General features: G+C 66.7%; 14 protein-coding genes. 4 read left to right on the top strand and 10 right to left on the bottom strand.

Annotation, left to right across the window (positions count from 1 at the left end):
- Positions 1 to 232: 232 nt before the first annotated feature.
- Positions 233 to 1531 carry a lipopolysaccharide biosynthesis protein gene (locus RMO51_RS08870; protein WP_310393911.1) on the top strand — a complete coding sequence of 433 codons (1299 nt, stop codon included), beginning with the start codon at positions 233 to 235 and terminating at the stop codon, positions 1529 to 1531.
- Positions 1532 to 1582: 51 nt separating this feature from the next.
- Here the strand turns inward: RMO51_RS08870 and RMO51_RS08865 are convergent, their stop codons facing one another.
- The 7 genes from RMO51_RS08865 to RMO51_RS08835 form a co-directional block, all read right to left on the bottom strand.
- A complete protein-coding gene (locus RMO51_RS08865) occupies positions 1583 to 3262 on the bottom strand; it encodes a right-handed parallel beta-helix repeat-containing protein (RefSeq protein WP_310393910.1) in 1680 nt (559 codons plus the stop codon).
- 224 nt (positions 3263 to 3486) lie between these two features.
- Positions 3487 to 6102, bottom strand: a complete 2616-nt coding sequence (locus tag RMO51_RS08860; RefSeq protein ID WP_310393909.1) for a PA14 domain-containing protein — start codon at positions 6100 to 6102, stop codon at positions 3487 to 3489.
- Between the two features lie 286 nt (positions 6103 to 6388).
- Complete coding sequence (locus RMO51_RS08855) at positions 6389 to 7159, bottom strand: LytTR family transcriptional regulator DNA-binding domain-containing protein (RefSeq protein WP_310393908.1); 771 nt, start codon at positions 7157 to 7159, stop codon at positions 6389 to 6391.
- A 32-nt stretch (positions 7160 to 7191) separates the two neighbouring features.
- Positions 7192 to 9423, bottom strand: coding sequence for a tetratricopeptide repeat protein (locus RMO51_RS08850; protein ID WP_310393907.1), 2232 nt, complete (start codon positions 9421 to 9423; stop codon positions 7192 to 7194).
- A 57-nt stretch (positions 9424 to 9480) separates the two neighbouring features.
- Positions 9481 to 10209, bottom strand: coding sequence for a hypothetical protein (locus tag RMO51_RS08845; RefSeq protein WP_310393906.1), 729 nt, complete (start codon positions 10207 to 10209; stop codon positions 9481 to 9483).
- A 68-nt stretch (positions 10210 to 10277) separates the two neighbouring features.
- Complete coding sequence (locus tag RMO51_RS08840; protein WP_310393905.1) at positions 10278 to 11042, bottom strand: LytTR family DNA-binding domain-containing protein; 765 nt, start codon at positions 11040 to 11042, stop codon at positions 10278 to 10280.
- Between the two features lie 166 nt (positions 11043 to 11208).
- Positions 11209 to 12270 carry a histidine kinase gene (locus RMO51_RS08835; RefSeq protein WP_310393904.1) on the bottom strand — a complete coding sequence of 354 codons (1062 nt, stop codon included), beginning with the start codon at positions 12268 to 12270 and terminating at the stop codon, positions 11209 to 11211.
- 514 nt (positions 12271 to 12784) lie between these two features.
- Here RMO51_RS08835 and RMO51_RS08830 point away from each other — a divergent pair.
- The gene (locus tag RMO51_RS08830) at positions 12785 to 14320 is read left to right on the top strand and encodes a tail fiber domain-containing protein (protein ID WP_310393902.1); all 1536 of its coding nucleotides are present in this window, start codon (positions 12785 to 12787) and stop codon (positions 14318 to 14320) included.
- 152 nt (positions 14321 to 14472) lie between these two features.
- Here the strand turns inward: RMO51_RS08830 and RMO51_RS08825 are convergent, their stop codons facing one another.
- The 3 genes from RMO51_RS08825 to RMO51_RS08815 form a co-directional block, all read right to left on the bottom strand.
- A complete protein-coding gene (locus RMO51_RS08825) occupies positions 14473 to 15963 on the bottom strand; it encodes a fasciclin domain-containing protein (protein ID WP_310393900.1) in 1491 nt (496 codons plus the stop codon).
- A 188-nt stretch (positions 15964 to 16151) separates the two neighbouring features.
- The gene (locus tag RMO51_RS08820; RefSeq protein ID WP_310393898.1) at positions 16152 to 19784 is read right to left on the bottom strand and encodes a gliding motility-associated C-terminal domain-containing protein; all 3633 of its coding nucleotides are present in this window, start codon (positions 19782 to 19784) and stop codon (positions 16152 to 16154) included.
- A 224-nt stretch (positions 19785 to 20008) separates the two neighbouring features.
- Positions 20009 to 23506 (bottom strand): gliding motility-associated C-terminal domain-containing protein, encoded by a 3498-nt coding sequence (locus RMO51_RS08815; protein ID WP_310393927.1) that lies wholly within the window; start codon positions 23504 to 23506, stop codon positions 20009 to 20011.
- A 300-nt stretch (positions 23507 to 23806) separates the two neighbouring features.
- Here RMO51_RS08815 and RMO51_RS08810 point away from each other — a divergent pair, with 300 nt between their 5' ends.
- Positions 23807 to 25030, top strand: a complete 1224-nt coding sequence (locus tag RMO51_RS08810) for an endonuclease/exonuclease/phosphatase family protein (protein WP_310393895.1) — start codon at positions 23807 to 23809, stop codon at positions 25028 to 25030.
- 35 nt (positions 25031 to 25065) lie between these two features.
- A complete protein-coding gene (locus RMO51_RS08805) occupies positions 25066 to 25431 on the top strand; it encodes a four helix bundle protein (protein ID WP_310393893.1) in 366 nt (121 codons plus the stop codon).
- The last annotated feature ends 63 nt before the right edge of the window (positions 25432 to 25494 follow it).

Below are 25494 nucleotides of genomic sequence, written 5' to 3'. Positions count from 1 at the left end.
GCGCGCCGCAGCTCGTCCGCGCCGCGTGTCAGGCTCATCATCTGGCGTCCGCCCCGCGAAGCATTCTCTCATGAGTGAATGGTGTTGAAGCACGAGATTACTTCGCAGGGTTAGCACGGGCCAGGTGATTAAGTTGCTGCCCCAGCCTAACGGCTTCAGCGAGCCGGCCCTGGACGAAGCACAGCGTTCTTTCCCCATCACCTCATTCCCCCATCACCCCATCACCCCCCCCATGATAAAGCGCATTCTCCTCCATTTCGCGGCGCGGGTCCTCACGGCGGGGCTGAGCTTTGCGGTGGTGTGGCTCACGGCGCGGTACCTGGGGGCGGCGGGGCGCGGGCAGGTCAGCCTGTTCTTTACCGACACGGCGGCGCTGGTGCTGGTGGCCGGGCTCGTGGGGGGCTCGTCGCTGATATACCTGGTGCCGCGGCGCAACGCGTGGCACCTGCTGCTGCCGGCCTACGCCTGGGGCGCGGTGGTGAGCGTGGCCGGGGCGGCCACCGTGGCGCTGCTGCGACCCGTGACGCTGCCTTACGCCCTGCACCTGGCGGGCATCGCGCTGGTCCAGATACTGCTGTCTGTCAACGTATTTCTGCTGCTGGGACGGCAGCGCGAGCGGGCCTACAACGCCCTGACCACGGCGCAGGCAGCGCTGCTGGCCGGGGCGCTGGCGCTGGCCTTCGGCCCGTTGCGCTGGCCCAGCATCACGGCCTATTACTACGCCAACTACCTGGCTTGCGGCCTGCCCTGGCTCATCAGTTTGGTTCTGCTGTTGCGCTTGCCCGATGCCCGGGGCGGCCGCTGGGCCCGGCGTCGGGTGGTGGGCCGCGAGCTGGCCCGCCACAGCCGCGGGGCTCACTTCGCCAACCTGCTGTCCTTCGCCAACTACCGCTTCGGCTACTACGCGGTGGCCTACCTGGCCGATGCCCGGGCCCTGGGCATCCTCTCGGTGGGCGTGGCCCTGGCCGAAGCCGTGTGGCTGATTCCGCGCAGCACGGCCCTCATTCAATACGTAGCCCTGGTGAACGCGGCCGACAAGCGCGGGCAGACCCACGCCGCCCTGCGCGGGAGCCGGCTCACGCTGCTGGCCACGGCCGGCGCCGTGCTGGTGCTCGCGGCGGTGCCGGGCACGTGGCTGGCCGCCATTTTTGGGCCAGACTTCGGCGCGGCCCACGGCGTGATTCTGGCGCTGGCGCCCGGCATTCTCCTGGCCGGGGCGGGCATGCAGGCCAGCACCTACTTCGGGGCGCTGGGCCGCTACGGCGTGAACAACCGCGCCGGCCTGCTGGGCCTGGTCGTCACGGTGCCGCTGTGCCTGCTGCTGGTGCCGCGCCTGGGCATGGTGGGCGCCGCGCTGGGCATGTCGGCTTCCTACGCGGCCAGCGTGGCGTACTTATTCCGGCATTACCGCCAGGCCACGGGCGCCACCTGGGCCGATTTGCTGCCGGGGCCGGGCGACGCGCGCTGGCTGCTGCTGCGGGCGCGGGCGAACCGCCGGGCCGCGGACCACCCCCCGGTGAAGGCCAATTAGTCCGCTGACTGACTGGCACCGGGAAATTGAAGTTTGCTCGAAAGCCGGCCGCTACCGCTCGGCCAGGAGCGTTTGCTGGGCGCGGCCGTCGGGGGTGGTCAGTAGCACGTGGTAGAGGCCGGCGGCCCGGGTGGGGGCCGTAAATGCTACCTCGTGGGCACCGGCGGGCTGCGGCTCGTCGACGAGCAGGGCCACGCGGCGGCCCAGGGCGTCCACTACTTCCAGGCGCACGGCGCCGGGGCGGGCCGTGACGTAGCGCAGCGTGACGCGCCCGGCGAAGGGGTTGGGGTAGGCTTCCAGCCCGCGCGGCGGGCGGGCGCCGGCCGTGGCAGTCAGCACCGCGGGGGTTTCGTAGGCGCCGAGGTCGGGGTTGGGGCCGGCCACGCGGGGGTTGCCGGCCAGGTCGGTGGCCGAAAGCTGGCTGTTGAGGCCCTGGTCGATGGCCGGGCTCATGGCCTTGAGGCGAAAGTCAGCCGTGGCCCAGTCCGTGGTGGCGTTCACGAACTGGGGGTCGGCCGTGAGCGTGCTGGCGCCGGCCAAGGGGGTGCCGAGGCCGCCGAAGTGCAGGTTGTGGGTGTAGGTCAGCGTCGGAAAGGTGCCAGCCGCGTTGACTTTGCTCAGGTTGTCGGTGACGAAGATGTTGTTCTGCACCAGCACCTGGACGGCCTGGTTGAGCAAGACTTCGCCGCGGATGTTGTAGGACTCGGCGGAGGCGGTGACGTTGAGCTCGGGGCTGCGCGCGTTGCGGTAGCACGTGTTGTTGATGAGGTCGGCGCGCTCGGTCTTGAAGACCTGCACGCCGGCCCCGCCGTTGTTGACAATGAGGTTGTTGGCCACCAGGAACCGGCCCGTGTAGGGTTTGAGCACATCGCCTGTTGCATCGTCGTTGGTGTTGTTGTTTAGGTCGAGGATGACGCCGTTGCCGTCCGTGATGCCCATGCACTTGTCGGTTCGCCACGGCACGAACATGCGGTTGCCGAAGACGCGGTTGTTGCGGATGACCATGTGGTAGCCCGGGGCCGTGTCGTAGTCCACGCTGCTGTTCATGGAGATGCCGCTGTTGCCGTAGCGGCTGTACCAAGCGTTGTTGTAGACCAGGTTATTCTCGATGGTGATGTAGTCGGCCTGCCCCGTGCCGATGCCGGCCCCGCCGCACTCGAAGACCTCGTTGTTGCGGACGCGCACGTGGTGAGGGTAGTTCCTGCCCGAGCCCTCGCTGATGTTGATGCCGCTGCCGTTGTACTGGGGGTCGGAGCTGCCCGCGGGGTTGGCGCAGCTGCCGGGCTGGTTGGTGGCGGCGGCCAGGGTCACGTTGCGGTTGTTGCCCTGGATGCGGAAGCCGTTGATTTCGACGTACGCGCCGCCCTTCATGTTGATGCCCTGCCAGCCGTTGAACTGGAGCAGGGGCCTTTGGGTGTCGCCGGGGTAGTTGCGGTAAACTATCCACTTAGCCGGAGTGCCCGAACGCTTGATGTCGAGCACGGGCGGGCGCCAGGACTCGGTGCGGGTGTAAGTACCAGCGCGGACGAAGACCGTGTCGCCGGGCAGGGTGAGGTCGGCCGCGTACTGAATGGTGGCGAAGGGCAGCGCCGCGCTCAGGCCCTGGCCGTTGGTGGTTCTGTCCACGCCGGCCACGGGGGCGTTGGCCCCGGAGGCGACGTAGTAGTTGGTGGCGTGCGCCCCGGGCAGGGTGCCGGCGGCCAGCAGGCCAGTCAGAAAGAGTTTTTTCATGTGAAGAACTGGGGTGAATGGGATGGTGTGCAGACGCTCCCAAGGGAAAAATTGCGCCTGGGGCGAAAGCCCGCGCCTTGCCGGGCATGACCTGCTCAGCGTTCGGCCCACCGCGCTTGCAAAAGGCAGGCGGCGTAGTCCAGAAGCCTTGGCGGATGCAAAACGGCCGGCTGGAAGGGCGTCCAGCCGGCCGTTTTGCGTCCGCCAAGGTCGCGGGAGCGGGCTTAGCGGACCTGAAGGGTGAAGGTCTGAACCTGGCCGTCGACGGTGGCGCGCAGGTGGTAGGTGCCCGGGGCCAGGGGTGCGGGCAGGGGCAGCTCGGTGCGGCCCGCGCGCAGGCGCACGCCGAACAGGCCCACGAGCTGGCCGCGGTCGCCGCGCACGAGTACCTGGGCGGTCTGGTCCGCTTTGGCGTCGAGGGCCAGCGTAGGCCGGCCGTCGGGGCTCGGGTTGGGAAAGGCCGAGAGCGACGCGGTAAGGGAGCTGGGCGGCGCGGCCAGCTGCGCGGCGGGTGCGGCCGTGGCCGCCCGCGCGGACGCCGCCGCGCTGTAGTCGCGGCGGGAGAAGGCGCTGGCCGGAATGGCCTGCTTGGCGATGCCCGGCCCCTGGTAGCTCACGGACAGCACGTTGCCGCCGGTGCGGTCAAAGTAGTCGACGGCAATGAAGTGCGTACCGGCCTTCAGGCCGACGGTGCCGCTGCGCTCGCGGGCGCTGTGCAGGCTGTCGTTGTCGACCACCAACCCGTTGCCGATGCGCAGCTGCGAGCCGTCGTCGGAGGTGGTGAAAAAGGTGTACTGGCCGTCGGTGGGCACGGTCACGTAACCGTAGAAGTGAAAGCCAAAGTTGTCAGCCTGCGTAGCCGGCGTCAGGTCGAAGCTGCTCACCGCGCCGGTCTTGACGGTCGTCAGCGTGGCCGGGTCCTGCAGCGCGCTCCAGCTGCCCTGGTAGTAGGCGTAGTTGAGGCCGGGGACGAGGCCGGCCGGGTTCTCGGGCGTGCGCAGGGGCTGCGGGCGGGAGAGCGCGGCGGCCGGAATCAGTTGCTTGGCCAGACCCGGGCCCTGGTAGCTCACGGCGAGCACGTTGTCGCCCGTGCGGTCAAAGTAAGTCACCGTCAGCGCGTGGGTGCCGGCCTTGAGGGCAATGGTGCCGGCTTTCTCCGCGGCGCTGTGCAGCCCGTCGTTGTCGGCGACGAGCGTGGTGCCGATGAAGAGCTGCGAGCCGTCGTCGGAGGTGGTCGAGAAGGTGTAGATGCCGTCGGTGGGCACGGTCACGTAGCCCGTGTAGCGGAAGCCGAAGTTATCGGGTTGCGCGGCCGGCGTTAGGTCGAAGCCCGTGCTGGTGCCGGTACTCGTGGGCGTGAGGGCGGCGAAGGCGGGCAGCGCGCTCCAGCTGCCCTGGTAGTAGGCGTAGTCGAGGCCGGCCCGGGTGCCGGTCGGGTTCTCGGGCGTGCGCAGCGTCACAACGGGCGGCACCACGGGGCTCTCGTAGGCGCCCCGGTCGGGGTTGGGGCCCACCACGCGGGGGTTGCCAACCAGGTCGGTGGCCGAAAGCTGGCTGTTGAGGCCCTGGTTGATGGCCGGGCTCGTGGCCTTGAGGCGGAAGTCGGCCGTGCGCCAGTCGGTGGTGGCGTTCACGAACTGCGGGTCGGCCGTAATCGTGCTGGCGCCGGCGATGGGCGTGAGGATGCCGCCGAAGTGCAGGTTGTGGGTGTAGGTCAGGATGGGAGCGGTGCCCGTGCTGACCTTGCTCAGCTCGTCGGTAACGAAGATGTTGTTCTGCACCCGAATCTTGTCCACTTGGTTGAGCAGGACCTCGCCGCGGATATTGTAGGACTGGGCCGATTTGAGCACGTTGAGCTCGGGGCTGCGCGCGTTGCGGTAGCACGTGTTGTTGATGACGTCCACATTATCGGTTTGGTAGACCTGCACGCCGGCCCCGCCGTTGTTGACGATTAGGTTGTTGGCGACGAGGAAGCGGCCCGTGAAGGCTTCAAAGGTCTGGCCCGGATTGCGGTTCAGGTCGAGGATGATGCCATTGCCGTCCGTGATGCCCTGGCACTTATTGCTGTACCACGGCACTTCCAGGCGGTTGCCGAAGATGCGGTTATTGCGGATAATCATGCGGTAGCCGCTCGTGTTGTTGTCATAGTTCCGGCTGTTCAGCAGGGAGATGCCGCTGCCCCCGAAACGGGAGCGGGAAGCGTTGTCGTAGACCAGGTTGTTTTCGATGGTGAGGTAGTCGGCCTCCATGCCGGCGATGCCGACCGCCCCGCAATCGAAAATTTCGTTGTTGAGGATGCGCACGTGGTGAGAGCGGACCGTCGTGTTTCGCCCTTCTACCACGATACCGCCGCCGCTGTACTTGGCCTCGCTCGAGCCCACGCCGTTCTGGGCGCAGCCGCCGGGCTGGTTAAGCGCGTCGGCCAGGGTCACGTTCCGGTTGTTGCCCTGGATGCGGAAGCCGTTAATCTCGATGTAGGAAGCCCCCTTCCACACCTGGAACCCCTGCCAACTGTTGAACTGCAGGAAGGGCTTTTCGTTGCGGTAGTTGCGGTAGGTAATCCACTTGGCCGGCGTGCCCGAGCGGCTGATGTAGGCCACGGCGGTGTACCGGTTGGTGTAGGTGCCGGCGCGCACGAAGACCGTGTCGCCGGGCAGGGTCTTGTCGGCCGCGTACTGAATGGTGGCGAAGGGCAGCGCCGCGCTCAGGCCCTGGCCGTTGGTGGTTCTGTCCACGCCGGCCACCGGAGCGTTGGCCCCGGAGGCGACGTAGTAGTTGGTGGCGTGGGCCCCGTGCAGGACGCCGGCGGCCAGCAGGCCAGTCAGAAAGAGTTTTTTCATATAATGGGCTGGGGATGGATGGGGTTGAATGGGGACACAATTGCTGCCCCAAAGGTGGCCCCCTGACCCCGGGCGGGCCAAACGCCAAATGAGCGGTTGGGCGCAACGCCCCGAATACTTGGTTCAACGGCGGGAAGGCCGGGACCACCGACGCCAATACTTGGTTCAGCCGCGCCCGCTCCGGCGGGCCCCGGCCCGGAACCGGGGCCTGGCGCGGCAAGGCGGCCGCCCCCACGGCCGTGGCGGGGTGCCGGCCAGGCCCAAGCTAAGGCCTTGTGCTCCGGGCTCAGAGCAGGCCGAGCAGGTTGAGCCGGCGCCCCAGCTCCGGTTGGTAGGCCCGGCCCACGGGGATGCGCTGCTCGCCCACCAGCACGCCCTGGGTATCCACGGCCGCAATGCCGCTCAGGGCCACGAGGTAGGACTTGTGCACCCGGATGAAACGGGCCGGGGGCAGGCGCAACTCCAGCTCTTTGAGGCTGCTGAGCACGGTGTGCTTGGCCAGGCGGGTGTGCACGGAGGTGTAGTTGCCGTCCGCCTGCAGCCAGAGCACGTCCTCGAACCGCACCCGGGTGAGCTGCCCGCGCTCGCGCACGAAGAGGCTGTCCGGCGCCGGCGGGTCCGGTGGGGGGGCGGGGTCCGGCGCGGGGGGCAGGGCGGGCGGGGCGTCGGCCCCGGGGTCGGGGGCGTGGCGGGCAAAGGCCATTTCCAGGGCCGCGTACACGCTCTGCTCCGTGAAGGGCTTCACCACGTAGCCGTGGGGCCGCGTGTGCTTGGCCCGGGCCAGGGTGGCCGCGTCGGTGAGCGAGGTGACGAAGACGAAGGGCACCTCGTGCAGGGCCCGCAGCCGGTGGGCCAGGTCGATGCCGTCCAGCTCGCCGCTCAGCATCACGTCGAGCAGCACCAGGTCCGGCAAAGGCGCCTGCCGCAGGTGGGGCAGGGCCTCGGCCACGCTCCCCACCACGGCCCGAACCGCGTAGCCGAGGCCGAGCAGAATGCTGCGCAGGTGCTCGCCAATCACGTACTCGTCCTCGACCACCAGCACCGTGCGCGTCTCCATAAAAATTGCTTAATGCGAGGGGTGAATAACGATTACGCGGCGGATTGCTCGATTGGCTCGACGGCGTCGACGGCCTCGGCCGCTTCTTGAAAGGTGATGCGGAAGCGGGCGCCCGCCGCGCCGTTTTCGGCCCGGAAGGTGCCCCGCAGCTGGCGGGCCAGGTTGCTGACGAGGCGCAGGCCGAGCGAGGAGGCCCCGTCTACCGCGAACTGGGCCGGCAGGCCCACCCCGTCGTCGTCGGCCGTGAGCGTGAACGCGCCCGCCCGGTCCGTCGGCGCAATCCGCAGCGTGACCCGGCCGGCCCGGCCAGCCGGAAAGGCGTGCCGGTAGGCGTTCGACAGCAACTCGTTCACCATCAGGCCCACGGGCACGGCGGTGCTCGCGTTCAGGTACACCCCGGCCGCCTGCGCGTCGACGGTTACGGCCGCGGGGGCGGGGCGCGGCGGCCCGGCGGGGGCGAGCACCCCGGCCGGGGCCACCGGGAGCCGGGCGGGCCGGGCGAAAGCCCCGGCCAGGTAGGCGCTGAGCTGCTGCAAAAACTGGTGAAAGTCGACGCGGGTCAGGTCGGCGGACCGGTAGAGCAGCTCGTGGATGAGGGCAATGGCCTGGATGCGGTTCTGGCCCTCCTGCAGGGCGGCCGTGAGGGTGGGAAGCTGTGGCTGCTCAAGCACTTGCAGGGCGAAGAGGCTGGAGATGATTTGCAGGTTGTTCTTCACGCGGTGGTGGACCTCCTTGAGCAGCACTTCTTTCTCGCCCAGCGACCGGCGCAGGCGCTGCTGCGTGCCCAGCAGGGCCGCGTTGGTGGCGGCAATGGCCGCGTCGCGGGTCTGCAGCTCCTGGTTGGCGGCCCGCTGGAAGTGGTAACGCCGGTACCAGGAAACGCCGAGCAGGGAAGCCAGCAGCAGCGCCCCGCCCAGGGCCGCGCCGAACCCCTGCTGCAGCCGCGCCTTTGCCTGCTGGAGCCGTGCCTCCGATTGCAGCAGGGCCGCGTTGCGGCGCAGCAGCGCAATCTGGCTTTCCTTGGCGCGCAGGTCGTAGCGGGTTTGCAGGGCGGCCAGCTGCTGGGCCTTCTGCGCGGTGAACAGGCTGTCGAATGCCTCTTCGTACTGCAACCGGTAGGCGTAGGCGGCGGCGAAGTCCCGGTTGGCGGCGCTGACGTTTGCCAGGGTATAAAAAGCATCCACTAAGTCCACGCGCGAATGACTCTGCTGAGCCAAGGCCAGCACCTGCTGGGCCGCCCGGTGGGCGGCCCACGGCTGAGCAACGGCCTGATAAGAATCGGCCATGATGCTGAGCAGCGTAAGCAAGTTTTGAGGAGTATTCAACCGGCGGAATATCACCTCCGCCCGGCGAAAGTTGCGCAGAGCCAGGGCGTGACGCCCCTGCTTGGCCTGTAGACGCCCGAGAATAGTATACGCCCGGGCCTGCTCGGTTGCGTCGCCACGCTTTCCCAACGCCCGCAACAATTGCAGGCTTTTGTCCAGACTTTGCTGGGCACTCGAATACTTATTGGTTAGGGTATAAAAGTCTCCCAAAGCCGTGAAATCAGCGGCCAGCCCAATGGTATCGCGCAGGGCCCGGTGCGTGGCCACCGCGCTCTGCAAATAGGCCAGCTCCAGTCGGTAGTCTCCTTGCCGCTGGTAGAGTCGGGCGATGTTGACCGATACAAACGCCGCTTCCGCCCGTCGACCGGCTTGCTCTGCCATTTTCAACGACTGCAAGTAAAATTGCAGGGCGGCCGGGTAGTCACCTTGTCCACTCGATATGCTTGCCAGATTATTGAACAGGCCAATCAGTTTCGGCGTGTCGTTCAGTTGGCGGCGCAGGGGCAATTCCAGTTGCGCCGCCGCCAATGCCTCCGGGAAATGACTTAGCTTGAGGTGGAAGACGCTCACCGTGCGAAGACTCTGCGCAATGTCGCGGGTCCGCCCCAGCCGCCGGGCGCTGCTCAGGGCCCGCTGAAAGTGGTCGAGCGCCCTGGGGTAGCGGCCGTAAGTCTGATAAACCAACCCCAAGTTTAGCAAGGCACTGGCTTCCAGCGTATCGACCCGCTGCCGGGCGATGGCCACCGCCCGGGTTGCGTACCGGTAGGTCCGCGTCGAGTCGGTGTTACGGAAGTACTCGCTGAGCTTGAGGAGCGCCCGCACCCGCTGCGGCTCCGAGCGGGTGCTGCGCACCACGGCCAGCAGGCTGTCGGGAGGAGTGGCGGCGCGGCTGCTGAGGGGAGATAGTCCCGCCAGGCCGGCGGCCCAGCAAGCCAGCACGAGCAGCGGCGGGCAAAGGGGCCCGCGAAAAGAAGGTGGCGGTGAAAGCATGGTGCCCTAAAACGCGAAGCCGGCCCGCACGGCGATGCGCTCGAAGGTAACGGGCTCCGGCTCCACGGCGGCGCGGGTCAGCACGGTGCGCTGGGTGCGGTAGCCCACGCTCAGCAGGAAGCCGGTGCTGCGGTTGAAGAGCACCTTCACGCCCAGGCCCGCCGCCCACAGCCGGCCGCCCTCGTAGGTGACGGGCTGGGCGAGGGCGTCGTCGCGCCCGGTGATGTTGAAGCCGTAGCCGGCGTCGAGAAAGTAAAACGGCAGGATGCTGCCCCGGCGCGTGAGGTCGCCGCGCAGGCTGGCGAACAGCGGCACGAGGCTCTGGGTGGCGTAGAGGTCGGCGCCCACGCCCAGCCCGACGAAGGTCCACTGGTTGAACTTGTAGCCGTTGACGGTCTGGAAGGAAAAGGCCGAGGTGTTGACGGTGCTGCTGGTGTTGCGGCCGGCCAGGGCGCCCAGCTCGGTATAGTGCCCGAAGCCCCGGGCCTTGTAGGGGTCGGCCGGCGGCATGGGCCGCTGCCGCAGCGAGTCCACCTCGGCCTGGCGGAACACGAACTCGCTGCGGTCGGCGGTTTGCAGGCGCAGGGGGTCGGCGGCGGGGGCGCTCAGCAGCTGGCCCCGCAGCACCCAGCCGTTTTTCAGGTAGAGCACCTGCTCGGTGGGCCGCTGGGCGGCGGCCCGGCCTAGGCCCAGCAGGAGGAAGAGCAGCGCGCTCAGCAGAATAAATCGGGCCATGGCAGCGGGGGCAAGCGGACGGAAAGGACCGGCAAATTGCCGAAAAAACCCCAGACCCCGCGGCCGGCTCAGTGGTCGAGCCAGGCCTTGAACTCGGCCACTCGCTCGCGGCTGGTGATGACTTCCGCGTACGGGGCCGGCTGCAGCAGCACCCGCAGGCGGCTGCCGGCGTAGGTGCGGATGTCGTGCACGGCGGCCAGGCTCACCACGTACTTGCGGTTGAGGCGGAAAAACTGGCGCGGGTCGAGCAGGGCTTCCAGCTGCTCCAGGGTGTAGTCGACCAGGAAGCGGCGGCGGTCCAGGCCCACGAGGTAGACGAACTTGCCGTCGGCGCAGAAGTAGGCAATTTCCTCGGTGGTCTTGAACTGCAGCCGGTCGTTGCAGCGGGCCAGAAACCGGGTTTTGTACGGCTCCCGAAACTGCTGAAACACGGCCGCCAGCTGCCGGAAGTCCACCTCCGGCGCCGGGGCGTACTCGGTGGTCAGCAGGCGCAGCTTTTCCAGGGCCCGGTGCAGGTCGGCGTAGGCAATGGGCTTGAGCAGGTAGTCGATGCTCGTGACCTGGAAGGCCTGGATGGCGTACTGGTCGTAGGCCGTGGTGAAGATGATGGGGCAGCGGATGGCCACCTGCGGGAAGATGTCAAAGCACAGCCCGTCGGCCAGCTGCACGTCCAGCAGCACCAGCCGGGGCGGCGGGTTGTTGGCGAACCACTGCACGGCGTCCTCCACCGAATCCAAGCGCTCCACCACCCGGATGGCGGGGTCGTAGCGGGCCAGCAGGGCCACGAGGCCCTCCGCGGCCACGGCTTCGTCTTCGATGAGCACAACGTCCATGGGAGGAGGGATTGATGGGGTGAAGAGGTGATGAGGCAATGAGGTGGCGAAGAACGTCATGCAGAGCGCAGCGAAGCAACTCGCCCGCTTCGTTGAACGATTGAATTACTGCCACACGCGAGATGCTTCGCTGCGCTCTGCATGACGTTCTTTTCACCTCATCACCCTATCGCTTCATCCCCTCATCACCCAGATTCAACAGCGGCAGGCGGACGCTGAAGCTGTGGGCGTCGCGCGCCACTTCCACGGGCCGCGGGCTCACGAAGCCGTAGCGCCGCCGGATGTTTTCCAGGCCCAGGTGGGTGGAGGGCTCCACGGCGAGCTTGGGTTGCAGGGTGTTGCGCACCACCAGCTGCTCGTGGTCGGGGGTGGCGAAGATTTCAATCAGCAGGGGCCGGCTGCGGGAGCTGATGTTGTGCTTGAGGGCGTTGTCGAGCAGCATCTGCAGGGCCACGGGCACGGTGTGGCGGCGGTGCAAGGCGGGGGGCACGGCGATGTCGATGCGCAGGCTGCCCCGGAACCGGGCCCGCAGCAGGTAGGCGCACGACTCCATGAACTCCAGCTCGGCGGCCACCTCCACCACCTCCTTTTCCTGGTTTTGCAGCACGTAGCGGTACACCTTGGAGAGCTGCTGCACGAACTCGGCCGCCTGGTTCACGTCCTGGTAGAGCAGGGCCGAGAGCACGTTGAGGTTGTTGAAGAGAAAGTGCGGGTTCACCTGGTCCTTGAGGGACTGGAACTGGGCCTGCAGGCTGATTTTCTTGAACTGCTCGGCTTCTACCTGGCTCCGCCGCAGCTCCTGGAGCAGCACGAAAGCGGCGTTGAGCGTGTGCAGAAACAAGTTGATGCGGAAGCCCACGGCCAGCACCAGCTTCAGGCCCAGCCGCAGCTTGTCGGGGGGCAGCTCGCAGTAGCGGCCCAGCAGCAGCGCGGGGCCGCCCACCACCACCAACGTGAGGGGCAGGCTCAGCCCGAAGCCCAGCAGCAGCGGGTGCACCCGCCGGCCCGACCCCTTGCCCAGCCCGCGGGCCAGCGCCGGGACGTAGCGCCCAATCAGCCGGTTGCCCTCCCAAATCAGCCCCACGCACACCACGAACAGCGCCAGTACGTACCCGCCCGCCACCGGCAGCCCGTAGTACGGCAGCGCCTCCATCAGCATCACGTTGGCGAAGGTGTACGCGGCCAGCCCCAGCATGTAAACGTACCGCAGACGAGTAGAAAACAGCATAGGCGGGGAGAAAACAAGGGGCAATTAACAGTGAACAATTAACAATGAGCAGTTGCCCGAACGCCAGCGAATGACGGATGGGCAACTGCTCATAACCACGTGTTGACCGCTGGGGGCTGGTTGAGTTGAATTTGCTCGGTGAAAGAAAAAAGGAATTTCGTCGCTCGAATATTTCAGCGTCTTCTCGAGTTCTGCTAACTCAAACAGCTCCCGAACAACTTGAGTGTAAAACTTTGTCATTCTAAAGTTTTTTTAAGCTGAACCGAGAAACACGTGAAAATTCTATGTGAAGCGCGTCTGAGTTAATTCAAAAAATAAAACACCCAATTTAAATCCAAACGCGCTGTTAATCAAGTTGTTGATAAAGTAATAGCAGCTATTAAAATACTGCAACAGCACTCTATAATTCTTTACTTAGGAGCGGAGACTTTCTAATAACTTTATATTAGGAGCTTACCTCGCTGCCAAGTGTAAGTTACCTGTTCTTTTCACCATCCTCAACCACTACCCAACTATGAAGCCCTTTTCTTTTCTGGGCGCTACGGCGCTCATTTCTCTTACCTGCCTAGCCTCTACCAAGGTATTGGCGCAGGTTCTGGCACCGGGAACCGCGATACAGGGTGCTCCCGTGAACGGTACTACTGTAATGCCAGGCGCTCCAACTGGCCCATTGGGTCAGCTTAAGTCGGGGGCTTTTGGGCAGTTTGCTCTTAATGACAATTGGTCGGCTTTGGGGGAGTCTCCTTTTGGCATAGGTGGTGTACTGCCTTATGGTTTGCGCTTGCAGAAAAACGGTCAGTTTGGGTTGTTTAACCTAGTTTCAGAAGGTAACGCTGAAAGCTTGATCATAGGAATAGACCAGAGACAGAACGCTAGTATGAGGTTCCGTTTCATAAGCGACCAACAAACCAACCAATTTACTGATATTCTCACGTTGACTCCGGACAATAGTTTGTTCCCTGTTCCTAGTGCTACGATTACCTCCCCATCTAGGGCAAATAGCGCAGAGAAGTTACTTGACCTTAGGGTGTCTGATGCTTTTGGAGGAGGTTTAAGCTTTTTCAACGGCACGACGGTTAATGGACAGTTTCAACCAGCTATTGGGGGTTTCAGCAGTAATAATGAGAGTTCGGCTATCACCATTGTTGGCAACGTTTCAGCTGATGTAACTAGCTCATCGGGCATTGCCGTACCAGCAGTTTCAGTCATTGGTAATAACTTCGGTGCATTCCCAAGTACAGGACTTACAAGGCGTCCAATATTTGCGGTTCAGAATCAAACCTTCGGCGGGTCAGCAACAGTCAACCCAATCAGTGTATTCGAAGTCCGTCCAGGTGGACAAGTTGTGGCATCCGGAGACTTTGTGGGCAACAATTTTTTTATTTCCTCCGACGAGCGTTTCAAAAGCGACATCAAACCGATGAGTGATGCTCTGAGTACAATTCGTAAAATGAACGGGCGGACTTATGCATTCAAGCAGAAGGACTTTCCTACCCATAACTTTCCGGAAGGACGCAGCGATGGCTTCATTGCCCAAGAGCTGCAGAAGGTAATGCCGGAAGCTGTCGTAAAGCAGCCTGATGGGTATCTCGCCGTCAATTATAGCGCTGTTATTCCCCTGCTGGTGGAAGCTGTGAAGCAGCTAGATGCCAAGCAAAACGAAACCGCTCAGCTTCAGGAGCAGCTTGGCACCTTGCAAAAGCAAGTATCTGATTTGCAGGCAGCGGTCAATAAGATTACCGGGCAGACCGGCTCTTCAACTGGCGAAACGAAGCTCGACCCTAGCCAATTCAGCTTGGGCCAAAACGTGCCAAACCCAACTTCCGCATCGACCCGGATTGACTATTTTTTGCCAACCGGTGTCAATGGCGCGACCATAACGATTTACAGCCAGCAAGGTAAGCTTGTGAAAACTTTTGCCAACCTGACCAGCGGCCAGCCCCAAACTGTGGAGCTACCGGCCGGCACACTGCCAGCGGGCATATATATCTACAAGCTCAGCATCAACAAAGCGGAAGTCATTACCAAACGCCTTCAGGTAAATCCCTAAATACCGACAAGCATTTTGAGTTGAGATTTCGCTAAAGCACTGATTCTACTTTTGGCAGCACTTAAATAGAGCCCCACGCTATGCGCGGGGCTCTATTTGTTACACTACGCTTGGCAATCTAACGAGTTTTCCAATCGGAGGTATACGGCTACCTACAGCACCGGCAGCAGCACGCGGTCAATTATGTGCACCACGCCGTTGGTGGCCAGAATATTGGCCGTGGTCACGTTGGCGTTATTGGTGCCGTTGCCGACGCCGCGTACTGTTACACCTGTCGCGCTCACGCCGACGGTGAGGCTGTTACTAGCATCAGGAGTAGTACCGCTGAGCAGGGTTGGCACCGATTGGTTGTTGGTCAAATCCGTGGAGAAGAAGCGACCGGGGGGGACGCTAACGATGTGCAGCTGTAGAATTCTGGCCAGCGTGGCGTCGGACACTTGGTCCAGGCTGGTCAGGTTAAGGTCGGTGAGCAGCTGAGCGAAAGCTGCGTTGGTCGGGGCAAACACGGTCACGTTGGCGCTAGGGTCGTTGGCGGCGGCCAGCAGAGCTGGGACGCGGCCCAGGGCCTGCACCAGGGTCGAGAGCGCGGGCGTGGCAGTAGCGGCGGCCGCTATCGTGCCCGACGGCGGCATCAGCACCCGGTCGATGGCGTGGATGATGCCGTTGCTGGCGGGCACGTCGGCCGTTGCTACACTAGCAAAGCCATTGAGGCGGATGGTAGTGCCCGTCTTCGAGGTGTACACCGTGTTGTCGTTCACGCCGGTGCTGGCGGGCTTGGCCGTGACCTGGGCGCTGGAGCCGGTGGGGAAGTCGGCAGCGGCTATGCGGCTGGGCAGCACGTGATAGAGCAGGATGTCGCGCAGTTTATTAAAGTCGGCGCTGCCTGCCGGAATGGCCGCGATGCTGGTCGCGGTGTTAAACGGTGCAGGCAGCTGGGCAAAGGCGGCGTTGGTGGGCGCCAGCACCGTGAACGGCCCGGGAGCGCTGAGGGTGGCGACTAGGTCGGCTTTGACGACGGCGGCCGCCAGGATGGAAAAGTCGGGGTTGCCCTGGGCCACCGCCACGATGTTGCCCGGGCCGGTGCTGGCCGCTGTCAGCACGTTGTCGATGGCGTGGATGGTGCCGTTGCTGGCGGCCACGTCGGCCGTCACCACGGTCGTGTTGCCGTTGAGGGTGATGGTGGTGCCGGTTTTGGTCAGGTTGATGACGTTGGTGGTGGCGCCGGCGGTTTTAAGCGTCGTTTGGGGGCCGGTGCTCAGGTCGGCGGCTTTCTTGTTGCCGGCCAGCACGTGGTAGAGCAGGATGTCGCTCAAGGCCGCAATCTGGGCCGGGTCGGTGATGGCCTTGATGTTGGCGGCGGTGTTGAAGGGCGCGTCCAGCTTGGCAAACGCGGCGTTGGTGGGCGCAAACACGGTGTACGGCCCGGTGCCGCTGAGCGTGGTGGCCAGGTTGGCTTTGGTCACGGCCTCCACCAGAGCGGCGAAGTCGGGGTTGCCCTGGGCCACCTGCACGATGTTCTGGGGCGTGGCGGGCGTGTCGTCGTCGTCGTCATCGCAGCTGGTGGCCGTAAAGCCGAGCAGAACGACCAGCAGCAGGGTCAGGTACCGCCAAAGCGGCAGGCGGAAAAAACGGGAGTGGGACATAAGCAGAGGACAGTTGGGGGTGAGAAGAATGAATTTGTATGCCTCCCGAACTGCTGCTGGGCTCATCTGGATTCACGGCCGGGAGCCAGCCGGCGAATTTTGGGAGTGAACCGGCCAAAGAAGGGAGTGCGCCGGGCCGGCCGGCTGCCCCCGCACCCGGCCCCTGCGCCGGCTCCTCCCGCAGCCGGCTAGCGCACCACTTCCACCCAGCCCTTGGCGCGGTGGCCGTCGGGGTAGGTGAGCAGGTAGTAGTACACGCCGGCGGGCTGGTCGGCGGCGCTCCACTCGTCGCGGTAGGCCGCGGCCTCAAACACCCGCTGGCCCCACCGCGAGAACACCTCCAGGCGCGGGGCGCAGTCGGAGCCCAGCCGGAAGGTCTGGTTCTGGTCGTCGCCGTTGGGGGTGATGATGTTGGGAATCCGGCGCTCGGTCACGACCACCAGCGGCGCGGCGGCCGTGGTTTCGCAGCGGTTGTCGTTGTAGCGCAGCCGCAGCCGGGGCTGGTAGGTGCCCGGCCCGGCGTAGGTGTGGGTGGGGCTGGCCTCTGTGGACTGGCTGCCGTCGCCAAACTCCCACACCAGCGTCGGGTTTGAAAAATTAATGGAGCTGATTAGCGTGAAGCGCAGCGCGAGCGGAGCCAGTCGGGCTTCGGGGCAGGCCACGGGCGCCCACGCCGGCAGCAGCGCCGGCTCCGGCGCCACCGACACCCGCCGGGTGGCCGAGCCCAGGCAGCCGCCGCTGCTCACCGCGTACGTCAGCGTCACCGGGGCTGCGAAGCCGGCCGGGGGCGTGAACACGAAGCCCGCGGCCGCGCTGCCGCTCACCCCCGGCCCGCTAAACGTGCCGCCCGCCGGGCTGCCGCGCAGGGCAAATGCCTGAGTGCTGCCCGGGCACAGCGCCGTGTCGGCGCCCGCGCTGGCCACCAGGCGCGGCGCCACGGTCACGGCCCGGGTGGCCTGCACCACGCAGCCATCAACATCCAAGGTGTACACTAACTGCACGGTGCCGGGCGAAATGCTACCGGGTGCAAACACGAAGCCCGCCGCCACACTCCCGCTCACTCCCGGCCCGCTGAAGGTGCCGCCCGGCGGCGTGGCCGTGAGCGGCACCGCGGGCAGCGGGGGTGCACCGGGCCCGGGCGGGCAGTAAGCGGTTTGCAGCAGCGGGGTGAAAACCACCGTGGGCGGGGCGCCCACCGTCACCCGGCGGGTGTCGGTGGTGGTGCAGAGGCCCGTGCTGAGCACGGTGTAGGTGAGCACCTGCCCGCCCGCCAGCGCCACCGACGGCGTAAACACGAAGCCCTGCGCCGGGCTGCCCGTCACGCCCGGGCCCGTCCACACGCCGCCGCCGGGGCTGCCCACCAAAGGCTGCGGGCCCGCCGTGGCGCACACCGCCTGGTCGGCGCCCGCGTTGGCGATGTTGGGCTGGAAGTTGAGCACGAACGCGGCGTTGTTGCAGCTCACGTTCGGGCTGGCGCCGCTGTTGTTGGTGGTCGAATAGGTGTTGGCCCCGGCCGGAATGGGAAACCCCGTGCGCGCGAAGCACGAGCACACGGCCTGGTACACGATGCCCCGCGGGTCGAAGCGCGAGGTGCCGCCGTCCACGTGCTCGGCTTCGCTGTCCGGGTTGGCATTGCCGTAGTACGTGGCGTAGGCCAGGGCCGTGAGGCCGGCCGCAAACTGCGCCAGGTAGAAGTCGCTGCCGTCGGTGGCGGGCTGGGCCGCGTCGGGCGTGGTGGGCAGCCCGAGCGTGTTCCCGTTGCCTTCGAGGTAGGGAAAGGTTGCCCCGGGCTGGCCGATGGTCCAGCCGTTTACCTGGCCGCCCCAGCCGCAGACGTACACCCGGTCGCAGCGGTCGACGAGGAAGGCCGTGGGGTTGAGGCTCCCCCGGCCGGCGTTGTCCGGGGCGGTGCTGCCGAAGGCCGTGGCCAGCAGGCTCTGCCCCAGGTTGGCGTCGAGCTTCTGAATGAACTGCGTGCCGTTCGGGGTGCCGTACAGGCCGGGCGTGACCGGAAACGCGCCCAGCGTCTGGCCCAGCAGGTACACCCCGCCGTCGGTGCCCAGCTGCAGGAAATACGCCTGGTCGTAGGCCGCCGTGCCCACGTAGCTGGCCCGTAGCAGGCTCGCGCCGCTGGCCGCGATGCGGGCCACAAACCCGTCCACGTTGCCGGGCCGGCTGCCGCGGTAGGCCCCCGGCGTCGTCGGAAAGTTGGGGCTGAGCGTGCCGCCGGCCGCGTACACGTCGCCGCTGGCGGGCTCAATCTGGAGGGAGTAGGCCGCGTCGGCCCCGGCGCCGCCCAGGTAGCTGCCCCAGGCCAGGGCCGAAAGGTCGGGCGCGAGCCGGCACACCACCCCGTCGGACGGGCCCCCGTTGTAGCTGCCGTCGAAGCCCCGCGCCACCGGGAAATCGGACGAGGTGGTGTGCGAGGCGATGTACACGTTGTCGGCCGCGTCCACCAGAATGTCGCCCCGGAACGGGTCGCCGTAGTTGTGGGCCAGCTGCGGCGTCGCGCTGAAAGCCGACGTGTCGGGGGCCAGCGGCAGCAGCCCGTCGTTGCCGCGGCCGCCCAGGTAAGTCGAGCCCACCAGAGCCGTGCCGGTGGCATTAAGACGGGTGATGACGAGGTCGGAACCGCTGGGCGAGTCGTAGGGCGTCCCGTAGCCGAGCGGCTCCGTGAGGGTACCGCCGGCAAAGGCGGGCTGCAGCGCCGTGGCCGTGGTGGGGTAATTGGCCGAGCCCGACGAGCCCAGCAGCAGCAGCTCGCCCTGGTTGTTCACCACCAGGCTGTGCGGAAAGTCGGCCCCGCTGCCGCCCACGTACGTGGCCCAGGCCCGCGCCGCCGGCCCGGTAGCGGCGGTGTTGTACTTGATGATGGCAATGTCAATCAGGGCCGCGAACGTCGTTTGAAAAGCCCCCGGGCTGGCCGGGTAGCCCACCCCGAAAGCAATGCCGCCGGAGTACAGGTTGCCCGCCTCGTCGTGGGTCGCCGTGAAGCCCCAGTTGTCGGCCGTCGAGCCCGAATAGGTAGCAAACACCACCACCGGGTCGATGGTGAGCGGGCGCGCGGCGTCGTAGCGGCCCAGGGCGAAGCGCACGATGCGCCCCGCCAGCTCGTAGCGGCAGGCCACGGGCTGGGGCCGGCCGGCGGCGTCGGTTTGCCAGGCCCGCGGGGCGCGTTCCACCACGGTGCCCACGCTGGTGCGCACCAGCAGGTTGCCGGCCGCGTCGAGGGCCAGGCCGTCGGCCCCCTCGTGCCGCAGAGCAATGGCGGCCGGCCGGGCGCCGGGCGCCAGCTCAAAATCGTACTCCAGGTGCTGGTCGGCGCTTTCGTAGACCCGGGCATTCACGCCGGGCCAGAGGCCGGCGTAGCGCAGCGCGCGGAAGCTGCGCGCGTCGCGGGCCCAGCGTTTGGAATCGGCCCCGAGGAAGTAGCTGCGGTGCTCGGCCGTGGGCGTTTCGGCCGTGATGGTAGCCGGGCGGGCGCCCTCAAAGTGCAGGGTCAGCGCGTGGCCGCGCACCGCGCGGCTGGCGGCCGGCTCACCGCCGGGCGGCGCCCCGTGCCCGCGCTGGGCCGGCCCCCCGTCGGCCAGCAGCGCCAGCGTCAGCCCGTCGGCTTCGGCAAAGAGCCGGCCGCCGCCGGGCAGCGGGGCGGCGTAGCGGGCCCGCTCGTTCCACTGCCCCTTGTTCTCAATAAATTCCAGGGTGCGGGTGGTCGGGGCGGGGCGGGCCACGGGTTGGGCCGCTGGTTGAGCCGCGCCGGAAGCGGCCACCAGACCCAAAAGTGTCGCAACGGTGCAAACGTAAAGTAGCGGTTTTTTCATCGGCGGTCAGCAAATCTGGGGTTCATTGTAGAAGGAATCTGGCGCAATTCTCACCCCCGAGCCCCCGCCGCTGGAGGCGCGGAATCCTCCGGGAGGGGGGCGTTCAACGATGCATGGTCGCCTGGCTCTCCCTCCCGGAGACTGGGAGTGGGGTCCTGAAATCCGTCAGCGGCCCGTCGCACCAGCGAAGGTTTCGGAGCAAGCCCACCCTCCGTGGCGCTTGGCTATCGGCTCACTTCCACCCAGCCCTTCACGCGGCGGTTGTCCGCGTCGCGCAGCAGGTAGTAGTAAACGCCGTTGGGCAGGCCGCCCGCGTCCCAGTTGTTGCGGTAGTCGGCGGTTTTGTACACGCTCTGGCCCCAGCGCGAAAACACTTCGAGCGACGTGGGTTGGCAGCTGAAGCGGGGCCGAAACGTCTCGTTGAGCGAGTCGCGGTTGGGGGTGATGATGTTGGGCACGAACACCTCACCCACCACCAGGGGGGCAAAGCCGGTGAGCACCTCGCAGTTGCCGTAGCGGGCCGTGAGCCGGATGGTGTAGGTGCCGGCCTCCAGGTAGCGGTGGGTGGGCTGGGCCTCGGTGCTGACGGGGCTGCCGTCGCCAAAGTCCCACCGGTATACGGCGCCGGGCGCGAGCAGCACCGGCTCCAGCAAGCAGTCGAAGGGTGCCAGACCGGCGTACTCCGGCGCCGCCGCGCACACGGGCAGGTTCAGGTCCACGTCCTGCGCCGAAGTGGGGGCCAGTACCACCGTTCGGGTGGCGGTGGCGCGGCAGGGCCCCTGCACCACGGTGTAGGTCAACTCGAATACTCCCCCGCGGTTGTTGGTGTTCGGGGGCGTGAAAAAGCCGCTGGCCGACACGCCCGCGCCGCTCCAGGTGCCCCCGGCCGGCCCCGCGCCCCGCAGCTGAAACGGCTGCTGCTGGTCGGCGCAAAGGGTGGTGTCGGGGCCGGCCGTCGCGGTGGGGGGGCGGGTCACCACCACTTGCTGGCTGCGCGCGCCGCAGCCCAGCGAGTCGTTCACGCTGTAGGTTAAGGTGTGGGTGCCCACGCCGGCCGCGGCCGGGTCGAACCGCCCGCCGGCCACCCCCGGCCCGCTGAAGGTGCCCCCCGCCGGCGTAGCCGCCAGGGCCACGCTGCCCTGGGAGGTGCACTGCGGCGGCACGGGCGCAAAGGCCGGCACCACGGCCGGCGCCACCACGTAGCGCACGGCGCGGGTGCTCAGGCAGACGCCCGTGGCGGCCACCGAGTAGTTGAGCAGGTACTGCCCCGGCCCCACCGCCGCGGGTACGAAGCGGTAGCCGCCGGCCACGGCCTCCACGCCCGGCCCGGTCCAGGTGCCGCCGGTCGGGGCGCCGCCCAGGGCCAGAGGGCCGCCGTCCGCGCACACGAAGCGGCGGGGGCCGGGGTCGGCTATGCGCAGCTCAAAGTTCATCTTGAAGGCGCCGTTGTTGCAGTTCGCGCTGCCGTTGCGGGTGGTGTAGCTGCCCGCCCCCGGCGGCACCGGGAAGCCCTGCGCCCCGTTGCAGGTAGCGCACATGGCCTGGTACACGATGCCGCGCTTGTCGAAGCGCGAGGTGCCGCCGTCCACGTGGTCGGCGGGGCCATTCTGCTGGCCGAAAAAGGTGCCGTATTCGAGGCCCCTCATGCCGGCTTCGAACTGGGCCAGGTAGAAGTCGCTGCCGTCGGTGGTGCGCTGCACGGCGTCGGCGGTGGTGGGCAGGCCGGTGGTGGTGCCGCCCAGCCCCCTGCCGCCCAGGTTGTTGTCGACCCCGCCCCAGCCGCTGACGTACACCCGCTCGCACTCGTCGACCAGAAAAGCCGTGGGCACCAGATTGGGGCCGCCCCGGGGGCCGCCGCGGTTGCCAAAGGCGGTGCCGTAGAGGCTGGCCGTCAGGTCCGGGTTGAGCTTTTGGATGAACTGCGAGCCGTTGGCGCTGCCGTACAGGCCCTGCGTGGTGGGAAATTGCCCCAGCGTCTGCCCGAGCAGGTAGGCGTTGCCGGCCGCGTCGAGCTGCAGGAAGTACGCTTGGTCGTAGCCGCTGGTGCCCACGAAAGTGGCGCGCTCCAGCGTGCGGCCGTTGGCGCTGATGCGGGCCGCGAAGCCGTCGGTGCTGCCGCCCGGCCGGGTGCCGCGGTACGTGCCGGCCGTGGCCGGGAAGTTGGCCGAATTGGTGCCGCCGCACACGTACACCCGCCCCAGGGCGTCGCGCTGCACCGAGTACGCGGCTTCCTCCGCGCCGCCCCCGAGCAGGCCGGCCCACGCCACGGCGGTCAGGTCTGGGGCCAGCTGGCACACCACGGCATCGGAAGCGCCCCCGCGGTAGGTGGCGTTGAAGCCCCGGGCCAGGCCCGGAAAATTGCGGGAGCTGGTGGCCGCCGCGACGTACACGTTGCCCGCCCCGTCGAGCAGCACGTCGCTGCGGAAGGCGTCGCCGTAGTTGGCGTCAATGGCGTCCGGCTGGTCCACCACGCCCTCGTTGCCGGCGCCCCCCAGGTAGGTGCTGGCCCGCAGCGCGCCGCCGTCGGCGCTGAAGCGGGTGACCACCAGGTCGGAGCCGTTGGGCATCTTCAGTTGCTGGGTGCCCGTAGTGTTGCCGATGCGGAAGGGGTCGAGCGCCGTGCCGCCCCCGAAGCTGCGCTGCAGCGCCGTGGCCGTGGTGGGGTAGTTGGTGCTCGACGTGCTGCCGAGGACCACCAGCTCGTTCTGCGCGTTCACCACCAGGCTGTGCGGGAAGTCGGCGCTGTTGCCGCCCAGGTAGGTGGCCCACACCCGTGCCGCCGGCCCGGTGACCCGGGTGTTGAACTTGATGAGGGCCATGTCGACCACGCTGCTGAAAGTGGTGCGAAACGCCCCCAGGGTGGCCGGAAACGCGCCCCCGGAGTCGAACACGATGCCGCCCGAATACAGGTTGCCCGCCTCGTCGTGGGTGGCCGTGAAGCCCCAGTTGTCGGCCGTCGAGCCGGTCAGGGTCGAGAACTGCACGGTGGGGTCGATGGTGAGGGCGCGGGCGCGGTCGTAGGCGCCGAGGGCGAAGGTGAGGGTGCGGCCCGTGAGCACGTAGCGGCAGGGCACGGGCTGGCGCCGGCCGGCGGCCGTGGTTTGCCAGGCCTTGGGGGCCAGCTCGGTGGTGGTGCCCACGGTGGTTTTAACGACAAGGTTGCCGGCCGCGTCCAGGGCCAGGCCGGCGGCGCCCTCGTAGCGCAGGGCCACGCGGGCGGGGTTGGCGCGGGGCGCCAGCAGCACGTCGTACTCCAACTGGCGGCCCGCGTTTTCGTACAGCGTCAGCCCAATGCCCGGCCACAGCTCCTCGTAGCGCAGCCGCCGAAACGCGCCCACGTGGCTGGCCCAGCGGCGCGCGTCGCTGCCCACGAAGTAGTTGCGCTCGCCGGCCGTGGGCGTTTCGGCCGTGAGGCGAACGCGGGCGTTGGCCCGCTCAAAGTGCACGGTGTAGGCGTGGGCCGCCACGTCGGCGGGCACGGCGGCCGGGCCGGTGGCGGGGTCCGTCGTGCCGCCGTGGTGGTGGCTCAGCAGGACCGGGTCGAGGAAAGAATAGGTGAGGGCATTGGCTTGCACGAAGAGGCGGCCGGCGGGCAGGGCGGCCTCGTAGCGCACCCGGCCGTCCCACTGGCCCTGGTTCGGAATAAATTCCAGGCTGGGGTTGCCGGGCTCCACCGCAACGGCCCGGGCGGGCGGAACCGGGGCCGCCTGCAGCGCGCCCACAGAAGCCAATGAAGCCAAAAAAGAAAGGTAGACTGCGTGGAAAAGTGGGGGCATGCGAACGCCAGAGGCCGAAACAGGTGGAAAGGATGGGTAGTACTAAAAAACGGCACGCCGGGCAGATTCAACCCGCGTGCGTGCGTGCCGGGCCTGCGCAAAATTCGTGCAAGCCTGCGCTGGCTGCCGCGGTGAGCCCGCGGTGAGCATTGCCGCCCCGCCGGCCCCGAAGCATAAAGATAAATAACCCTTGACGCGCCGCCGCCATCGGCCGCCGCTACCTTTGCCGGCCCCGTTCCTTCTGCCGTGCGCCGCTCTTTTGCCTTCAAACTTACGCTCCTCACGCTGCTCTGGCTTCTGCTGGCCATTGGCTGCCAGCAGGTGCCGCCCAGCGTGTTCTGGCCCGTGGCCTTCGGGGCGCTCACCACCCCGGTGGCCCTGGCCCTGACGGCGCTGCTAGTGCTGTACTGGCTGCGGCGCAACTGGCGGGTGGCGGCCCTGCCGCTCGCGGCCCTGGTCCTCACCTGGCCCCAGGTGCAACGCGGGCTGGCGCTTCATTTTAATGAAGAATTAGGAACCGAAGGACGGCGCCAGCCAATGAGAAATGAGGAATTGGAAGGCGCAAAAAAACCAGGCAAGGCAAAAATTCCTCATTCCTCATTCTTCATTCCTCATTCGCGAAACGAAGTGAGCCTGCTTTCGGCCAACGTGCGCATCTTCAACGTGTACGCCGAGCTGCGCGAGCCGGACAACGCGTCCTCCGTGGGCTTCATCCGCTGGCTGGCCGAGAGCCCGGCCGACGTGCTCTGCCTCCAGGAATTCTACAACGAGCCGCGCGGCTCGCGCCAGGACGGGGACGTGTTTCGCAGCGTGGCCCGGCTCGGGGCCGGCAGCGGGCGCCACGCCTTCTCTTCCAATACCTTCACCAACAGCATCGGGGCCGAGTTTGGCCTGGCCATTTTCTCGCGCTTCCCCATCGTGCGGCGCGGCAGCGTCTGGTTCAGCCGCCGCTCCCAGAACCACGCCATGTGGGCCGACCTGGCCCGCCCCGCCGCCGCCGGCCGCCGGGCCGACACCATCCGGGTGTTCAACCTGCACCTGCAAAGCATGGCCATGGCCGACGCCGACCTGGCGGCCGCCACCACCAGCCGCGCCGGCCTGCGCCGGAAGGCCCCGGGCCTGCTGCGCCGCTTCCGCAACGGGGCCGTGGCCCGCGCCGCGCAGATTGACACCATCGCGGCCCGGGTGGCCCGCTCGCCCTACCCCGTGCTGCTGGCCGGCGACCTCAACGACCTGCCCTACTCCTACACCTACGACCAGTTGGCCGACCGCCTGCAAAACGCCTGGGCCACCGCGGGCACCGGCATCGGGGCCACCTACAACGGCCGGCTGCCGCTGCTGCGCATCGACCAGCAGTTTGCCGGGCCGCAGTGGCGGGTGCGGGGCTGCCGGGTGCACCGCGAAATCCGGTGGAGCGACCATTTCCCGGTGGAAGGGCTTTATCAGTTATCAGTTAACAGTGAGCAGTGAGCAGTTGGGGACGTGCTGCCGAGTAGTTTTGAATTATGGAAACGTCGAAGCATGAGGCCGGGCCGCTGCTGCAAAAATCTTTCGCCTTTGCGGTGAGAATGATGAAATTCTACCGGCATTTGCAGACTAGCGAGCGGGAATTTATCGTTTCTAAGCAACTGGTGCGCAGTGCCACTTCTATCGGGGCAAATGCGGAAGAGGCCACCGGAGCAATATCAAGCGCGGACTTTAGCAGCAAAATTTCTATTGCGTACAAGGAAGCCCGCGAAACCAGCTATTGGCTGCGGGTGCTCCACGCAGCAGGGTACATTGAGAATAAATTATTCTCATCGCTCCACGACGACTGTCAGCAGCTTTGCCGTATTCTTTACTCCATCCTGCGGTCAAGTGGCCGCGCGTAATAGTAGTGAGCAGTTAACAGTGAGCAGTTATTAGTCTTTTAATTGATAACTGCTCACTGTTAA

It is taken from the genome of Hymenobacter sp., from assembly GCF_031398885.1.
GTDB lineage: Bacteria > Bacteroidota > Bacteroidia > Cytophagales > Hymenobacteraceae > Hymenobacter.
The sequence above is the reverse complement of the archived record's forward strand: the minus strand, read 5'-3'. Positions and strand labels throughout refer to the sequence as shown.